Source organism: Halolamina sediminis (assembly GCF_001282785.1).
Classification (GTDB): Archaea; Halobacteriota; Halobacteria; order Halobacteriales; family Haloferacaceae; genus Halolamina; species Halolamina sediminis.
Genome location: NZ_CVUA01000001.1, coordinates 2,706,780 through 2,720,883 on the forward strand (window position 1 = coordinate 2,706,780; position 14,104 = coordinate 2,720,883).

General features: G+C 67.8%; 20 protein-coding genes and 1 pseudogene. 9 read left to right on the plus strand and 12 right to left on the minus strand.

Going from position 1 to position 14,104, the window contains the following annotated elements; all coding sequences use genetic code 11:
• The first annotated feature begins 25 nt into the window (after positions 1-25).
• Together BN1959_RS13560 and BN1959_RS13565 are read left to right on the plus strand one after the other, a co-directional pair.
• A complete protein-coding gene (locus BN1959_RS13560) occupies positions 26-748 on the plus strand; it encodes a type 1 glutamine amidotransferase (protein WP_053949153.1) in 723 nt (240 codons plus the stop codon).
• A 54-nt stretch (positions 749-802) separates the two neighbouring features.
• On the plus strand, positions 803-1,966 hold the full coding sequence (locus tag BN1959_RS13565; protein ID WP_053949154.1) for an acyl-CoA dehydrogenase family protein: 1,164 nt from the start codon (positions 803-805) through the stop codon (positions 1,964-1,966).
• Positions 1,967-2,050: 84 nt separating this feature from the next.
• Here BN1959_RS13565 and BN1959_RS13570 read toward each other — a convergent pair whose 3' ends face one another.
• Both BN1959_RS13570 and BN1959_RS13575 read right to left on the minus strand, forming a co-directional pair.
• Positions 2,051-2,368: a hypothetical protein gene (locus BN1959_RS13570; RefSeq protein WP_053949155.1), complete on the minus strand. Its 318-nt coding sequence runs from the start codon at positions 2,366-2,368 to the stop codon at positions 2,051-2,053.
• Complete coding sequence (locus BN1959_RS13575; protein WP_053949156.1) at positions 2,365-2,730, minus strand: MarR family transcriptional regulator; 366 nt, start codon at positions 2,728-2,730, stop codon at positions 2,365-2,367. The genes BN1959_RS13570 and BN1959_RS13575 overlap by 4 nt, the downstream gene beginning before the upstream one ends.
• A gap of 144 nt (positions 2,731-2,874) precedes the next feature.
• Here BN1959_RS13575 and BN1959_RS13580 point away from each other — a divergent pair, with 144 nt between their 5' ends.
• Positions 2,875-3,213: a DUF7853 family protein gene (locus BN1959_RS13580; RefSeq protein WP_053949157.1), complete on the plus strand. Its 339-nt coding sequence runs from the start codon at positions 2,875-2,877 to the stop codon at positions 3,211-3,213.
• Here BN1959_RS13580 and BN1959_RS13585 read toward each other — a convergent pair.
• Positions 3,208-3,564: a DCC1-like thiol-disulfide oxidoreductase family protein gene (locus BN1959_RS13585; RefSeq protein WP_053949158.1), complete on the minus strand. Its 357-nt coding sequence runs from the start codon at positions 3,562-3,564 to the stop codon at positions 3,208-3,210. The genes BN1959_RS13580 and BN1959_RS13585 overlap by 6 nt on opposite strands.
• A gap of 87 nt (positions 3,565-3,651) precedes the next feature.
• Here BN1959_RS13585 and BN1959_RS15160 point away from each other — a divergent pair, with 87 nt between their 5' ends.
• A complete protein-coding gene (locus tag BN1959_RS15160; protein WP_202594694.1) occupies positions 3,652-3,810 on the plus strand; it encodes a DUF7559 family protein in 159 nt (52 codons plus the stop codon).
• Complete coding sequence (locus tag BN1959_RS13590; protein ID WP_053949159.1) at positions 3,807-4,280, plus strand: Hsp20/alpha crystallin family protein; 474 nt, start codon at positions 3,807-3,809, stop codon at positions 4,278-4,280. Before BN1959_RS15160 ends, BN1959_RS13590 begins: the two co-directional genes overlap by 4 nt.
• 1 nt (position 4,281) lies before the next feature.
• Here the strand turns inward: BN1959_RS13590 and BN1959_RS13595 are convergent, their stop codons facing one another.
• The 3 genes from BN1959_RS13595 to BN1959_RS13605 form a co-directional block, all read right to left on the minus strand.
• Entirely contained in the window at positions 4,282-5,421 is a 1,140-nt protein-coding gene (locus BN1959_RS13595) for an NAD(P)/FAD-dependent oxidoreductase (protein ID WP_053949160.1), read from the minus strand.
• Between the two features lie 131 nt (positions 5,422-5,552).
• Positions 5,553-6,155 carry an RPA family protein gene (locus BN1959_RS13600; protein WP_053949161.1) on the minus strand — a complete coding sequence of 201 codons (603 nt, stop codon included), beginning with the start codon at positions 6,153-6,155 and terminating at the stop codon, positions 5,553-5,555.
• The gene (locus tag BN1959_RS13605; RefSeq protein WP_053949162.1) at positions 6,156-7,085 is read right to left on the minus strand and encodes a replication factor A; all 930 of its coding nucleotides are present in this window, start codon (positions 7,083-7,085) and stop codon (positions 6,156-6,158) included.
• A gap of 199 nt (positions 7,086-7,284) precedes the next feature.
• On the opposite strand from BN1959_RS13605, the gene BN1959_RS13610 reads away from it, so the two are divergent.
• Both BN1959_RS13610 and BN1959_RS13615 read left to right on the plus strand, forming a co-directional pair.
• The gene (locus BN1959_RS13610) at positions 7,285-7,563 is read left to right on the plus strand and encodes a DUF7091 family protein (RefSeq protein ID WP_053949163.1); all 279 of its coding nucleotides are present in this window, start codon (positions 7,285-7,287) and stop codon (positions 7,561-7,563) included.
• A gap of 60 nt (positions 7,564-7,623) precedes the next feature.
• Positions 7,624-8,649: a mannose-1-phosphate guanylyltransferase gene (locus BN1959_RS13615; protein WP_053949164.1), complete on the plus strand. Its 1,026-nt coding sequence runs from the start codon at positions 7,624-7,626 to the stop codon at positions 8,647-8,649.
• A 22-nt stretch (positions 8,650-8,671) separates the two neighbouring features.
• On the opposite strand, the gene BN1959_RS13620 is transcribed toward BN1959_RS13615, so the two are convergent.
• The 4 genes and pseudogenes from BN1959_RS13620 to tnpA form a co-directional block, all read right to left on the minus strand.
• Positions 8,672-9,181 carry a Tfx family DNA-binding protein gene (locus tag BN1959_RS13620; protein WP_053949165.1) on the minus strand — a complete coding sequence of 170 codons (510 nt, stop codon included), beginning with the start codon at positions 9,179-9,181 and terminating at the stop codon, positions 8,672-8,674.
• A 48-nt stretch (positions 9,182-9,229) separates the two neighbouring features.
• The gene (locus BN1959_RS13625; protein WP_053949166.1) at positions 9,230-9,472 is read right to left on the minus strand and encodes an amphi-Trp domain-containing protein; all 243 of its coding nucleotides are present in this window, start codon (positions 9,470-9,472) and stop codon (positions 9,230-9,232) included.
• Positions 9,473-9,528: 56 nt separating this feature from the next.
• A complete protein-coding gene (locus BN1959_RS13630) occupies positions 9,529-10,005 on the minus strand; it encodes a TRAM domain-containing protein (protein WP_053949167.1) in 477 nt (158 codons plus the stop codon).
• Between the two features lie 76 nt (positions 10,006-10,081).
• A pseudogene (tnpA, locus tag BN1959_RS13635) lies at positions 10,082-10,464 on the minus strand (IS200/IS605 family transposase).
• A gap of 60 nt (positions 10,465-10,524) precedes the next feature.
• On the opposite strand from tnpA, the gene BN1959_RS13640 reads away from it, so the two are divergent.
• Positions 10,525-11,829: an RNA-guided endonuclease TnpB family protein gene (locus BN1959_RS13640; RefSeq protein WP_053949168.1), complete on the plus strand. Its 1,305-nt coding sequence runs from the start codon at positions 10,525-10,527 to the stop codon at positions 11,827-11,829.
• A 67-nt stretch (positions 11,830-11,896) separates the two neighbouring features.
• Here the strand turns inward: BN1959_RS13640 and BN1959_RS13645 are convergent, their stop codons facing one another.
• Positions 11,897-12,238 (minus strand): hypothetical protein, encoded by a 342-nt coding sequence (locus BN1959_RS13645; protein ID WP_053949169.1) that lies wholly within the window; start codon positions 12,236-12,238, stop codon positions 11,897-11,899.
• Positions 12,239-12,395: 157 nt separating this feature from the next.
• Between BN1959_RS13645 and BN1959_RS13650 the strand changes: the two genes are divergently transcribed.
• A complete protein-coding gene (locus tag BN1959_RS13650; protein WP_053949170.1) occupies positions 12,396-13,793 on the plus strand; it encodes an MATE family efflux transporter in 1,398 nt (465 codons plus the stop codon).
• Between the two features lie 50 nt (positions 13,794-13,843).
• Here BN1959_RS13650 and BN1959_RS15385 read toward each other — a convergent pair whose 3' ends face one another.
• Positions 13,844-13,975 carry a hypothetical protein gene (locus BN1959_RS15385; RefSeq protein WP_272913568.1) on the minus strand — a complete coding sequence of 44 codons (132 nt, stop codon included), beginning with the start codon at positions 13,973-13,975 and terminating at the stop codon, positions 13,844-13,846.
• Positions 13,976-14,104: the final 129 nt, after the last annotated feature.

Sequence of the window (14,104 nt, forward strand, 5' to 3'; positions counted from 1 at the left end):
TCCGCGGCACCGCTCACGAGTACGTATGAGCAGGCTCCGCTTCGCGCTGTTGAACGCCGCCCACGAGGGCGAGAACACCCGGCGGAACTTCCGGCGGGAGCTCCCCGCGGATCTCGCGGAGTTCGACGTGACCGCGGGCGAACTTCCCGCGGATCACACGTTCGACGGCGTCGTCGTCACGGGTTCGCGGTCCTCGGTGTACTGGGACGAGGCGTGGATCCCGCCGCTGATCGACTGGGTTGCCGAGGCCCACGAGCACGGCGTGCCGATCCTCGGTGTCTGTTACGGCCACCAGGTGCTCGCCGAGGCGCTGGGTGGCCGCGTCGCCGGGATGGACGATTTCGAGATCGGCTACAACGAGATCGAGCGCCGCCCCGAGGCCGACGACGACGAGCTGCTCGGGGGGCTCGGCGACGCGTTCACGGCGTTCACCACCCACGGCGACGCCGTCGTGGACCTCCCCGCCGAGGCCGAACTGCTCGCGGAGAACGAGTACGGGGTCCACGCGTTCCGCGCGGGCCACGCCTGGGGCGTCCAGTTCCACCCCGAGTACGACGCCGCGACCGCTCGGGAGGTAACCGAGGGGAAGCGCGACCAGATCGGCGACGAGCGCGTCGACAGCGTGCTCGAGGAGATCACGCCCGCGAACTACGAGGCGGCGTGTGAGGCCAAGCGGCTGTTCGAGAACTTCGCGCGGTACGCCGAGCGCGTCGCGAAGGCGGACGTCGACGCCGAAGCCAGCGCGTAGCCCCGGGTCCCCGGATAGCGAACTGCTTTTGCCGACGCCCGCCCGACTTCGACCATGCTCGACTACGTCGGACTGGAGGGCGACCTCGACGAGGAGGAGCGGCTGATCCGGGACACCGCGCGCCGCTTCGTCGAGGAGGAGGTGCGCGACGACATCGGCCAGCACTGGCTCGACGGCACGTTCCCGACCGACCTGATCGAGGAGATGGGCGAGCTCGGCTTCTACGCGCCCAACCTCGAGGGGTACGGCTCGCCAAACGTCTCCGAGACGGCGTACGGCCTGCTGATGCAGGAGTTGGAGGCGTGTGACTCCGGGCTCCGCTCGATGGCCTCCGTCCAGGGCGCGCTGGTGATGTACCCCATCCACGCGTTCGGCAGCGAAGAACAGAAGGAGCGCTGGCTGCCCGACCTCGGCGCCGGCGAAGCGGTCGGCTGCTTCGGCCTCACCGAGCCCGAACACGGCTCGAACCCCAGCGCGATGGAGACCCACGCGGTGAAAGACGGCGGGGAGTACGTGCTCAACGGGGCGAAGACGTGGATCACCAACTCCCCGATCGCCGACGTGGCGGTCGTCTGGGCCAAGGACCGCTCCGCCGACGGAAATCCCGTCCGTGGGTTCCTCGTCGAGACGGATCTCGACGGCGTGACAACCAACAAGATCGACGAGAAGCTGTCGCTGCGGGCGTCGATCACCGGCGAGATCAGCTTACAGGACGTGCGCGTCCCCGAGGACGCCGTGCTGCCGGGCGTCGAGGGGATGAAGGGGCCGCTGTCCTGTCTGACGCAGGCGCGGTACGGCATTGCGTGGGGCGCCGTCGGCGCCGCGCGGGACTGCTTCGAGACCGCGCGGCAGTACGCGACCGACCGCGAGCAGTTCGGCGGCCCGATCGGGCGGTTCCAGCTCCAGCAGGGGAAGCTCGCAGAGATGGCGACCCAGATCACCACGGCACAGCTGCTGGCCTACCGCCTCGCGGAGCTGAAAGAGCGTGGCGACCTGCGGCCTCAGCACGTCTCGATGGCTAAGCGCAACAACGTCCGGATGGCCCGCGAGCAGGCGCCGATCGCCCGAGAGATACTCGGCGGCAACGGGATCACGGCCGACCACTCGCCGATGCGGCACATGGCGAACATGGAGACGGTGTACACGTACGAGGGCACCCACGATATCCACACCCTGATCCTCGGCGAGGATCTCACGGGGATTCCGGCGTTCGAGTAGTCGTTCGAGTTACTGCCGGAATCACAGTCAGCGATGGGGATTCCGGCCTTCGAGTAAACGTGGTCGGTTCCCGTTGGCGTAGAGCTACACGTACTCGACGAGGCGGTCGGAACACTCGTCTGTGAACGACGGTGTGAGGCGGGCAACGGACCGGTCAACGTTGGTCGCCGAAAGCGGGACCGCGGCCCACGGGGAAACGAACGACGGCCGGGAGAGTTCGCCGCGCTCGAACGACCCCTCGATCGGGAAGCTCTCGTCGTACTCCTTCGTGGAGATTCCGAGCGCAATGTACTGCTCGCCAGCGAAAGGGTGGTCGTCGTCACTGAGGACCAGATACGGTCGCCGGGGCGTCTGCCCGAAGGGGTCGGTCGCGACGACGACGGTTCCGCGAGGATGCGTCACTGCTCGTCCCCGCCGGCGTCGTCGATATCGGGCAGATCGGCGTCCCAGTCGGGGTTCTCGTCGTAGTAGTCGCCCTCGAACTGCTCGGCGACGGTCGCGAGTCCGACGAGGCTCGCCGTTCTCGCGTCGTACGCCTCGGGGTTGATCGCCCAGTACTCTCCCTTGTGTCGGACGAGACCGCGGTCGTGGAGTCGCGAGAGCGTCGTCCCGACGCTTCCGCGGGGGATCCCCAGTTCCGCGGCGAGTTCGCTCGGCCGGTACCCCGTCTCCGGGTTCGCTGCGAGGAACTCCAGGATGTCACGGCCGTTGGTCCCCTCGTCGGGGAGGTCCGTGGGGTAGTAGCTCTCGAAGTCGACGGGCATACGTAACCGTACGTAATTGAGTGTAAAAGTAGTTCCGTCGCGGGAAGGTCGTCCGCGGGTGGTGCCGAGTGCGACGAAACGAAAAACCTCGTCGAACCGATGCGTAACTATACCCGTCTGGACGACAGAGCACCGACAAGGCCGATGGCCGATCCGAGACACGACGACGGTGCCCGCCTCGATCTCGGCGACGAGGAACAGTGGGTACTCCACGCCGCCCTCCTGGACTACCTCGACCGGCGCGCCGGCGAGCCGACCGGCGACGCCGGCTCCTCGCCCGCGCCGCTCGACCGCGAGACGGACACGGACGACGAAGCCGCCCTCGAACTGCTCGACGCGCTGGAGGACGACGAGCCGCTGCGGCTCGACCGTGAGGGGCTGTTGCTCGTCCGGGAGCTGCTCTCGGAGTACCTCGCCGGCGCGCCGTTACGCGATCGGGCGACCTGCCGGAGCGTGCTGGCGGACGTCCGCGACGAGCTATAGCGCGTCGCGGCTGACGATCTTCCCCCACCAGTCCCGGTGGTCGGCGCCCCAGCGGTAGAGTCGCTCCCGCAGGCGGTCGTACCCCGGAACCTTCTCCAGCAGCCAGAACAGCGCGACGAAGACGACGCTCATCCGGACCAGCACACCCTGAACCGCGGCGCCGCCGGAGTACACCGCATCGTCGGTCAGCAGGTGGGCCGAGTCGCGCCAGCCATCCGGGAGTCGGGCTTTCTGGTCGGGCGAGAGCGACGCGAACCCGACCGCCGTCACGTCGCCGAGCCGCTGACCGACGGCCGCACACCACGTACAGAACCCGCAGTCGTCGTCGTACACCAGCCGCGGTTTGGCCATACGCTTCTTTCGGCGGGCAGCGGCTTCGGCTTTGGGGGGCCGGTGCCCGCCCCGTTTAAGCCCGCGGCGCCCCAATCGTAGAGTACGATGCCCGCCACGAAGGAGGTCAAGTGCACGAGCGACGACTGCGAGTTGGACATGTTCGAGAACCACTACACGTACGACATCGCCGACGACCACTCCGTCACGGACCTCTCTTGCCCGCTCTGCGGCGGGACCGACTGTCTGGAGGAGATAGAGCTATGACGAAACTCGGCGAGATCGGCGGCTCGGCCGTCGACGCGGTGCTGGAGCGGGTCGGGCGGGGCGTGAGCCGCGTCCAGGAGCGCAAGCCGCTCTCCTACGACCTGCTGGAGAGCGAGGACGCCTACCTCGTCGTGTTCGACGCGCCGGGCGTCGAGCCGACCGACGTGCAGGTGCGCTTCGTCGACGGCGAGGTGCAGGTGCGGGCCGACCGCTTCCGCGCGTTCCACGAGGGGTTCGAGACGCGGTTCCCCGGCCGCGGGCTGGCGCTCTCCGGGCGCGCGAGTCTCCCACCGGACGCCGTCGTCGACGCCGGGGGCGCCGACGCGACGCTGACGGAGAACGGAACGCTCGAAGTCCGCATCCCCAAGGAGGCCGACTCGACGGACGTGCCCCTCGCCGAGGAGGAAACGGGCGAGGACGACGAGCAAGAGGGCGACGAGACTCCCGAGTCGGCCGAGACCGACGAGTAGCTCAGAGCGACATCCCTTCTTCGACGGCGAACTCGGGGGGCCCGTCGAACCGCCCGGGGTCGTACGCCGGGATCGCGTCACGCTCCCCGAGCACCTGTTCGGCCAGCGCCTCGCCCGTCGCCGGCGCCCGGAGGAACCCGTGGCCGTGCCAGCCCGTCGCGACGTAGAGCCCCGACTCCACCTCGCCCAGCAGCGGCTCGCCGTCGGGCGTCGCAGTCGCGAGCCCCGCCCACGCTGCGTCAGCATCGGCGTCGAATCCGGTCCGGTTCGCGACCGCGTCGAGTGCGCCGTCGACGAACCAGTCGTCGCCCGCGGGCTCCCAACGGTCCGGATCGCACTCCTCGGGGACGGTCCCGTCGCCCGCCAGCAGCCCCGCGGGGTGGGGTCGGAAGTACACCCCGGCGCCGGCGTCGTGGACCATCGGACCGTCGTAATCGGCGCCGGAGACGAGCGCCTGCACGCGGTAGGGTTTGAGCGGGAGCCGGATTCCCGTCGGCGCCAGCACGCGCTTGGTCCAGCCGCCGGCCGCGACGACGACCGCGTCGAAGCGCTCGCCGTCGACTCTGGGGCCGTCGCCGCGGTGGGAGACGTCCGCGTCGACGCCGGTCCAGCAGTCCACGCCGGCCTCACGCGCGCGATCGCCCATGGCTGCGACGTACGCCCCCGGGCCGGGCGTCGCGTACGCCGCGCGCTCGGTCACGGCCGCGAGCCCGACGCCCGCGAGGTCGAGTTCGGGGAAGCGGTCCGCGATCGACTCGGGGTCGTGACACGCCACGTCGACGCCGTGCTCGCGGGCAGCCGCGACCGTCTCGCGGAGCGCCGACTGCTTCTCCGGCGCGTCCTCGGCGACGACGGTGACATGCGGCGTGGGTTCGACCGAGAAACGGTGGTCGCGGTCGGCCAGCCACTCGAAGCGATCCATCGCGCGGCTGGCGATCTCGGCGCCGATCGCGTCCGTGGGGCGGGGCGCGAGCACGCCCGCCGCGCGGTGGGAGCTCCCCTCGATCTGATATCGGGGGGACGTTCGGTCGTCGCCCAGTTCTGAGTCACGCTCGTAGAGGCGCACGTCGGCGCCGCCGTCCGCGAGATCGTGGGCCGCAGTGACGCCGACGGCGCCGCCGCCGACGACGGCTACGCGCATCGCCCTCCTCGGCGTCGCTGGTCGGCGAGCGGTCGGGAGTGTGGGTTGATCATACTCGTCGTCTCCCGCGCGCTGCTACTTAGCGCCTCGGTCGAACAGCGAAAAGTGGGTCCGGGTCGGTCGGGGCCGAACTACGGCGTCGGTTCGGCCTGCTCGTCGGCCTCGCCCTCGTCCATCCCACGGAGCGCCTCGACGGCTGCTTCGCGGTAGCGGTCGGGGTCGGCGTCGTAGCGGTCCGCGGCCATCCGGGCGTACTCGTTCCCTTCGTCCTCGAAAGCGGCGACGCGTTCGACCGTGCGTTCGGCGGTCTCGACGACCCAGCGGTCCCGGGTCGCGGCGTCGACGACGGTGATCGACTCGGGGCGGACCGAGACGTTCACCGACCCGTCGTCGGTCTCGTACGTTCGCGGCTTGCCGACGACGGCGACGTAGGCGGGCGGTTCGAGGTCACGCAGCGTGGAGGCGGCTTCGGGCTGGTACTGGCCGGCGTACACGAAGAACGTGCCCGTCGGGTCGACGATGCGACCGCGCCAGTACTCGTTGTCCTCGCCGATGTCCTCCTTCTCGGTCAGGGTGCCGACGAAGAACACGCGGTTGGCCTTCTCCCCCGTCGGGAGCAGCTGGTAGGCCGGGGCGCGCTCGTCGTCGGACTCCTTGAACGTGTGGCTGGCGTCGTTGAACTCGGTGGCGAAGGCGCGGCGGGCGACTTCGCGCATGGGGGCGTTGTTGGACATCTAGATCGACCTCGCTTTGATCAGCGCGCTCTCGGGATCGACCGGCCCGTCGAGGCGCTCGAACTCGTCGACGAGCACGTAGCGCCCGAACACGGGGCCGGACACCTCGAAGTAGTGGCCCAGCAGGTCGCCCTGCATCTCCTCGACGACCACGGTGGTGTCGAGAGCGTCGGTGGCCATCTGCTTCGCTTCTTCGAGGTCGATCCCGGTCAGTTCCTCGGTCGTCTCCTTGTCGAAGATGACCTCGTGGACCTCCTGCCCGTCGTCGAGGACGGCCTTGATCCGGAGGTCGAACTCGCCGTCGACCTGTCCGTGCTCCGAACAGCGACCGTTCTGGAGCACGCGCGTACAGTCGTCCTCGGGGCAGCGCTTGATCAGCCCCGAGCCGGACTGCACGTCGACTAACGCGCCCTCGACAGTGACGGCGTCGTCGCCGACTTCGATCTCCTCGTCGAGCTCGGTGATCGTGGTGGTCTTGTTGAGCTTGACCGAGTAGTTGCCCTCGTACTCGTCGGTGACGACGTTCGAGAGCGCGTAGCTCGTCCCCTCCGCCAGTTCGGGGAGGTCGGAGGTGTCGAACGCGACGAACTTCTTCGTCCCGCTCTCGTCGCCCAGCAGCCCCACCTGCGCGATGGACTCGTGGCCGGGCTCCCAGAGGTCGGCGACCTTCACGCGAAGGTCGATCCACTGTTCGTCCTCGTCGATCTCGCCCAGTTGGGTGAGCTCGCTGTCGGCGCTGCCGAGTTCGTCCCGTTCGAGGTCGGCCTCGTCGAGGTACTGGCTCTCGACGCTGCGCCGCGCCTCGTCGAGGGGGACGCGGTACTCGTTCACGAGGGTCTCGAGGCGCTCCTCGACGTCCTCCTGTTCGATATCCAAGTGGTCCGAGAACTGTTCGGCGATCTCCGCTGCGTGACTCTCTAACTCGCTCATGGTTGCCTGCCTCCGCCTGTGTTTCGTCGGGAGGCGTACCGGGCTTGGTGCCTAATAGTATTTAAACTTCCGTCGCCGGGGTGGAAGTAGAATCGTCGGTTGGGGCCGGCGAACGGCCCGTTTCGAACACCCCTCGACGGCGAGTACGGTCCCGTCGGCGCGCCGACGGCTCTTTGCGCACGGGCCCCGAGTTTCGGCCATGGACGAGCGCCTCGAACGGTTCATCCGGACCAAACTCCGGCGCGCAGGCGAGCAGTTCGAGGAGGCCCGCGAGGCCTACCACGAGGGGAAGGCGCCGGGGGAGTTCGACCTGGCGAGCGACGACGAGGGGCGGGCGAAGATCGTCTGCCGGCGTCACGCCGACCGCCGCGCGGTGATCGTCGACGGCGAGGGGCGGCCGGCCTGTTTCGACGCCGACCACCCCGACTGCCGGGGCTGTGCGGAGGACGTCCGCGAGGGGATCGTCGAGACGTGGTAGCCTCGACAGCCGCCCCGCCGAACCCCGAGGGTTGAACACGCTCGGCGGTAACCGACACCTGTGAAAACCGTCGCACTCGTCCTCGCGGGCGGGATCGGCTCCCGACTCTACCCCGCGAGCCGCGAGGACCGCCCGAAACAGTTCCTCCCCATCGGCGGCGAGCGGTCGCTGCTCGCCCGGACCGTCGACCGCGCCGGATTCGCCGAGGAAATCGTCGTCGCGACCCGCCCGCGCTTCGCCGACGAGATTGACGACCACGCGCCCGACGCCGAGGTGCTGGTCGAGCCCGACGGGAAGGACACGGGGCCGGCGCTGACGTACGCCACCCACCGGATCCGGGAGCAGTACGGGAGCGACGACGAGCGACTCGTGATCGTCGCGCTCCCCAGCGACCACTACGTCGGCGACGACGGGGCGTTCCGGCAGACGATGACCGCCGGCGCCCGCGTCGCCGCCGAAAGCGGCCGGCTCGTCACGTTCGGCGTCACGCCCGAGCGCCCCGAGACCGGCTACGGCTACGTCGAGCCCGGCGCCGGGGAGACGGCCGACGGCGTCGCGTTCCACGAGGTCGAGCAGTTCCACGAGAAGCCCGACGCCGAGACCGCCCGGGAGTACGTCGCGGCGGGCTACCGCTGGAACAGCGGCATGTTCGCGTGGACGCCCGAGCGCTTTCTCGACGCCGCGGCGGAGTCGGCACTGGCGCCGCTGGTGTCGGCACTCGCGGACGGCGACCCCGAGGGCGGCTTCGAGGCTGTCGACCCAGTCTCCGTGGACTATGCGGTGTTCGAGGGCGCCGAGAACGTCGCCGTCGTCGACGCCGCGTTCGCGTGGGACGATCTGGGGACGTGGGACGCGCTCGACCGCGTGCTCGACCCCGACGGCGACGGCAACGTCGCGATCGGCGACCACGCGACCGTCGACGCCGCGGACAACGTCGTCGTCAGCGACGACAAACACGTCTCGCTGGTCGGCGTCTCGGGGCTCGCGGTCGTGGCCTACGACGACCGCGTGTTGGTCGTGCCGAAAGACAAGGCCGGGCGCGTTCGGGAGCTCGTTTCGCTGCTCGACGAACGGGGGGCGTTCTAACGATCGAAACCGCGGCGAGAAGCTACTCCTCGTACGCCCGGCGTACGCGGACCTGTCCGTCGCTCGTGACGCCCACGAGCAGTTCCGCGCGTACCTCCCGGCCGTGGACGGCGTCGCCGGCGGCGTCGCTGACGACCTTCATCAGTTCGGGCGCCGCGTACCCCACCTTCACCCCCGCGTCGTCGCAGGCCTCGTACACCAGATCCGGGACGTCGTAGAGGTCGGTCCCGTCCTCGACGCGGACGCGGACCGGCGCCGAGAGCGCGTCGGCGAAGGAGACGGTTTCGCGGGCTTTCTCGACGTTCGCCCGGGCGCTGGCCTCGACGCTCGAGACGTTCGCCCGCGAGGTGCCGAGCCGGTCGGCGATGTCGGCCTGCCGCAGGCCGTGCTCCCGGAGCGCGAGCACCTCGGCCTGTCGGCGCGTGAGGACGTTGCCGTCGGCCTCGAACCCCGCCTGCCCGAGTAGCTCCGCGGCGGTCGGAACGTCGCTCCCGCCGTCGGCATCCTCGCCCGGCGCGTCACCGTCGGTCATGGGCGTTCGTGAGCGCCGGCCGCTGAAAAAGCTACAGTTCGTGGCGAACTACTCCGTCCACCGGATCTCGTACTCGAGCTCGTATCGCTGCTCGCCGGTCTCGGAGTCGGTGAGGCGTTCGAGTTCGACCTCGAGCCGGGGGTTCTCCGGGACGTCGACCGCCCGTGTCTCGGTCGCTCCCTCGAGGGCGACGGTCCCGTCCTCGAGCTGTTCGGCAGCCGTCGCGAGCACGTCGGCGATCTCTGCACGTGAGTGGACCTCCTCGGTCTTGAAGAGTTGTTCCTCGGGCATCACCAAGAGGTTCCCGTCGCAGCAACTAAACAGTGGTTGCGGGTCGGCTGCTCGTCTCAGGCGCCGTCGCCGCCCCAGAAGTTGTCCCGGGAGCCGAGCCGTTCGCGGTCGGTGCGGTCGGGGCGACCGTCCTCGTCGTCGGGTTCGACCCCCTCCCCGTCCAGCTCGTCGCCGTCGGCGTCCTCCGCCTCCTCGTCGAGTGGCATCTTCTCGAGGACTTTCTTCGCCGTGGCGTGGCTGGATTTCACCCGGTCGATGCGGACCCGTGCCCGGCAGTCGGGCAGCAGGCCGTCGATCAGGATGATGAACCCGTCCTCGGTTCGGCCGACACCGGCGCCGCTCTCGTGGATGTCCGTCACGTCGACGACGACCTCCTCCCCCGGCTTCACGGGCTGCTCTTTGAGATCGTCGATGGGCATGTCGTAATGGTTGCACCACTCGGCACCCCCCCTGTCGCCGTAGTGCTGACAGCCCATGCCCTCGATCCGCTCGGAGAAGCTGGGGCAGTCGTCGGCTAACGGACAGTCCGGCATACAGGAGCGTAGCAAGCCGACGCTCTAAACGGTTTCGAGGGCGAGTTCTCCGACCCACCGAAGCCCGACGTCCGGCTTAGTGCTCTGTCTCCTCGATATACCGTCCAACCACTTCTTCCGACACCGCACCCGTCGTTCCCACATCGTATCCGACCTTCCAGAATCCTCCACCCCACAAATACGACTCCCGAATCTCGGGATACACCCCAGCAAGTGCTTGGCAGAGTACGACTTGAACTGCCGGGCGATGTCCGCCGGGCTGTGCTTTGGGTCCGTTTGCACGAACAGGTGTACGTGATTGTCCGCAATCTCCAACGCCAGAATCTCGTGCCCAAAGTGGTCAGCAGCCTCACCAAACAACTCTAGCAGATCGTCTTCCACTACGTCGAGTACAGGGTTAGGGTAGTTGGGGCACTAGACGAAGTAAAACTTGCAGGAACTAACAGAATACGCATGAATGCGGTACTCCTCTACTCCCTAATCCCTACATTTATGATAGTAAGAGACAATTATCAAAGTATGGGTGAGGAAGCCACAAAGACGATTCAGACGCGCCTTCACGTAGCGTCTGGTGAACGATCGTGGCTTCACGATGCCCGGCTCGCCTCACGCGAGATCTTCAACGACAGCATCCGACTCAAACAACAAGGAGACAATCGCACCGAGATACAGCGGGAGGTTGATCGCGACGAACTCTTGCGAAACAACAAGTGCGCGGTCGTCGGCAAAGCCCTCCAAACGTGGGACTCCTACCAATCACTCAAAGAGTGGTGGGAGAATGAAGACGACCCTGATGGCGGCAAGCCGACGCCGCCGAGTACGGATAAATCTGGTGCGTACCCGCTTGTGATGGCGCACACGGAAGGCTACCGCCTCACCGTGGACGACGACACAGACCGCGTCCAAGTCCGCATCAGCCCGAAACCATACAAGAAGGTGAAAGGCCACCTGCGCGGCGAACCTGACGCAATGGGCGTGCTTCGAGACGCTATCACGTCGGATGAGGCGGATGTGGGGCAGGCCGAACTCCTGTACCGCGATGGCGTGTACTACCTACACGTCACGATCACACGCGAGTTCGACGTGCCCCAACCTGATACCGCCGATACTGTGGTCGGCGTGGACATCAACGAGCGTAACATCGCTCTCACTGCCCTTGACCGTGAGTCGATTCGGACGAAGGGCACGCTCGTCCTCGACTATGGACGAGTCAAACAGGAACGCCAACGCTACCACACGATAACCACTCGCTGTCAGGAACACGGCAAGACGAGTATCCACCGGAAACACGGTGACAAGGAAGAGCGATTCACCGAGTGGGTGTTGCATCGAATCTCCCGTGCTGTCGTGGAGTTCGCAGAACAGTTCTCGAATCCGGTTATCGTGTTCGAAGATATGACCGGTATCCGCGACGAAATCAAGTACGGGTCATATATGAACCGCCGATTGCACAAACTCCCGTTCCACAAGTTCGAGAGATTTGTATCGTACAAGGCGACGTGGCGGGAGATTCCGACGGATACGGTGGACGCTTACTACAACTCGAAGACGTGTTCGTGCTGTGGCGAGCGTGGGTATCGGCAGGGACGGCGGTTCCGGTGTACGAACGACGAGTGTGACGTGGCGCAAGACCACGCCGACCGGAACGCGTCGGTGAACATCGCGTGGCGCGAGACGGCGAAACTCGACGGTAACGAATCGAATTACCGGACTCACAAAACCCAACCGCAGGTTCGGTTGGTGCGTCTGTCCGGGTCGGGGCGTGTAAGCCGCCCAACCTCATCCCGATCCCTCGCGGAACAGGGAGTGCTAGTGCACGGCTGAGGGAACTACAAAAGCCTCGGGCGCGATGGCCCGAGGCTGTTTACACGTTCCCGGTTCGCGGGGCGGCTCAGATGAACTCCCGGACCTCGGAGTACCACATGTCGTGGTGGTCGACGGCGCCGACGCGTTCGGCGATGTCGACCGCGAGCGCGTGCCAGCAGCGCTCGCCCGCGTCCTCGTCGATGTTGTACGCCGAGTCAGCGCAGGTACAGCCGCCGTCCTCGACCACGTACTCGTCTTCGTGGCCGACGACGACGGTGAAGTCGCGGTACTCCTTCACTCGCCCCTCCGAGACTGCCTCGATGGCTCTGGAGCCGCGATCGCCGTGGGCGTCGAGGATGGCGCCGGCTACCTCGGGGGTGAGCTCACCCGCCTCGGCCAACCGCTCGCGCCAGTCCTCGTCAGTCACGAACGGTGTTCGTGGGCCACAGGGCAAAACGCCACCGACTGGCGGCGTCGTTTGCTCCTGACGACGCCACCGACTGGCGGCCCTGGAGCCTGACTGTGACCCTCTCCGAGTGGCCGCTTCCGTCAGCGTCAAACCCCGCCCGCGAGAGCCACGAAGCATGGACTGGCCCCGGATCCGTGCGGTGTGGAAGCGGGTCCTCTCGCTGGCGTGGCCGGTGATGGCCGAGCAGACGTTCCGGACGCTGATGCGGACTGTCGACATCGTCGTCACCGCGACGTTCAACCCCGCGAGCGTTGTCGCGATCGGGCTAGCGGATCTGTACGCCCGGCTCCCCCTCCGGATCGGGCTCGGCCTCGGCGGCGGCACGATCGCGCTCTCCTCGCAGGACAGCGGCGCCGCCGCCGACGCAAACCGTGACGAGGCGATCACGCAGGGGATCCTGCTCGGCGCGCTGCTGGGCATCCCGTTCGTGCTCTTTGGCTTCTTCCTGAGCGAGTCGGCGATCCGCGTGTTCGGCGCCGGGCAGGACGTGGAGAACCTCGATCGCGTGGTGACACTGGGGTCGACCTACCTCGCGATCATCTTCGCGACCGCGCCGGCCCGCCACGTCGCGCTCATCGCCGCCCGGGCGCTGCAGGGCACCGGCGACACGCGGACGCCGATGTACGTCAACGTCGTCGCGAACGCGCTGAACATCCTCGGCAGCGTCGCGTTCGGGCTGGGGTTCGCGCCGCTGGGCATCCCGCGACTCAAGATCGTCGGCGTCGGCCTCGCGACCGCGGCCGCGAACGTGTTCACCGCGTCGATGCTCTGTCTCGCGATCTGGACCGACTGGTCGGAGGCCGACTTCGCGCTGCCGGAGGACTGGATCATCGCCAAACAGCTGGTCGTCGTCAGCGCGCCGAAGGTCGCGGAGGGGTTCGCCTCGACGGCCGCGGAGTTCCCGTTCAACGCGATCCTCCTCGGCTTCGGCCAGCCGGTCAACGCCGGCTTCCAGATCGGCCGCCGGATGTACCAGCAGGTGACGGGCCCGCTCTCTCGGGGGTACAACGTCGCCGCCAGCGTCGTCGTCGGCCAGCGGCTGGGCGAGGGCGACGCCGACGGCGCGCGCTTCGAGGGCTGGGCGGTCGCCGGGCTCGGCCTGCTCACAGTCGGCAGCGTCGGCGTCGGGCTGGTGTTCGCCGCCGACACGTTCGTCTCGCTATTCACGAACAACGCCGACACGGTCGGCTACGCGGTCGCGTTCGCGCAGGTGTACGGGATCTGTGGCGCCGCACTCGTCGTGTTCTCGGTGCTCTCCGGCGGGCTCCAGGGCGCGAGCGAGACCCGCATCCCCCTCGTCGCCCGCACCAGCGGCGTGTTCGGCCTCCAGCTCGGGCTCACCTTCCTGCTGGGCGTCGTGCTCGGCTGGGGGCCGCTGGGCGCGTACGTCGGCATCGGCGCCACCTACGTCTGGATGGCGCTGGTCGTCGCCGCCGGCTTCCACTTCACGGGCTGGGCCGACCGCGCCGCCGAGATGATTGAAGAGCGCGGCTCGGACGTATCGACGTGGTGAGAAGGAGCAGGCTATCGGACCGGTCGCCGGTGTCGAACCGGGCGGCGCGATCAGTAGAGGTACTCGTCCTCGAGCGCCTTGTAGGCGGTCGCGGCTTCGATCTCCTCGTCCTCGGTTTCGAACCACGAGAGCACGCGCTCGAAGCCGGTCTTCCGCCGCAGGTCTTCGGCACTAATGGCCATGACAGTCGTCACCACGCACCGTAGGGAGATAAGCGTTTCTCCGGAACCCCAACGCTGAAAAGGAGAAATGGACCCCTCGGCGGGGCGGTGGAGGCGATACGTCTTAACCCATGAGGACAATACATCTCG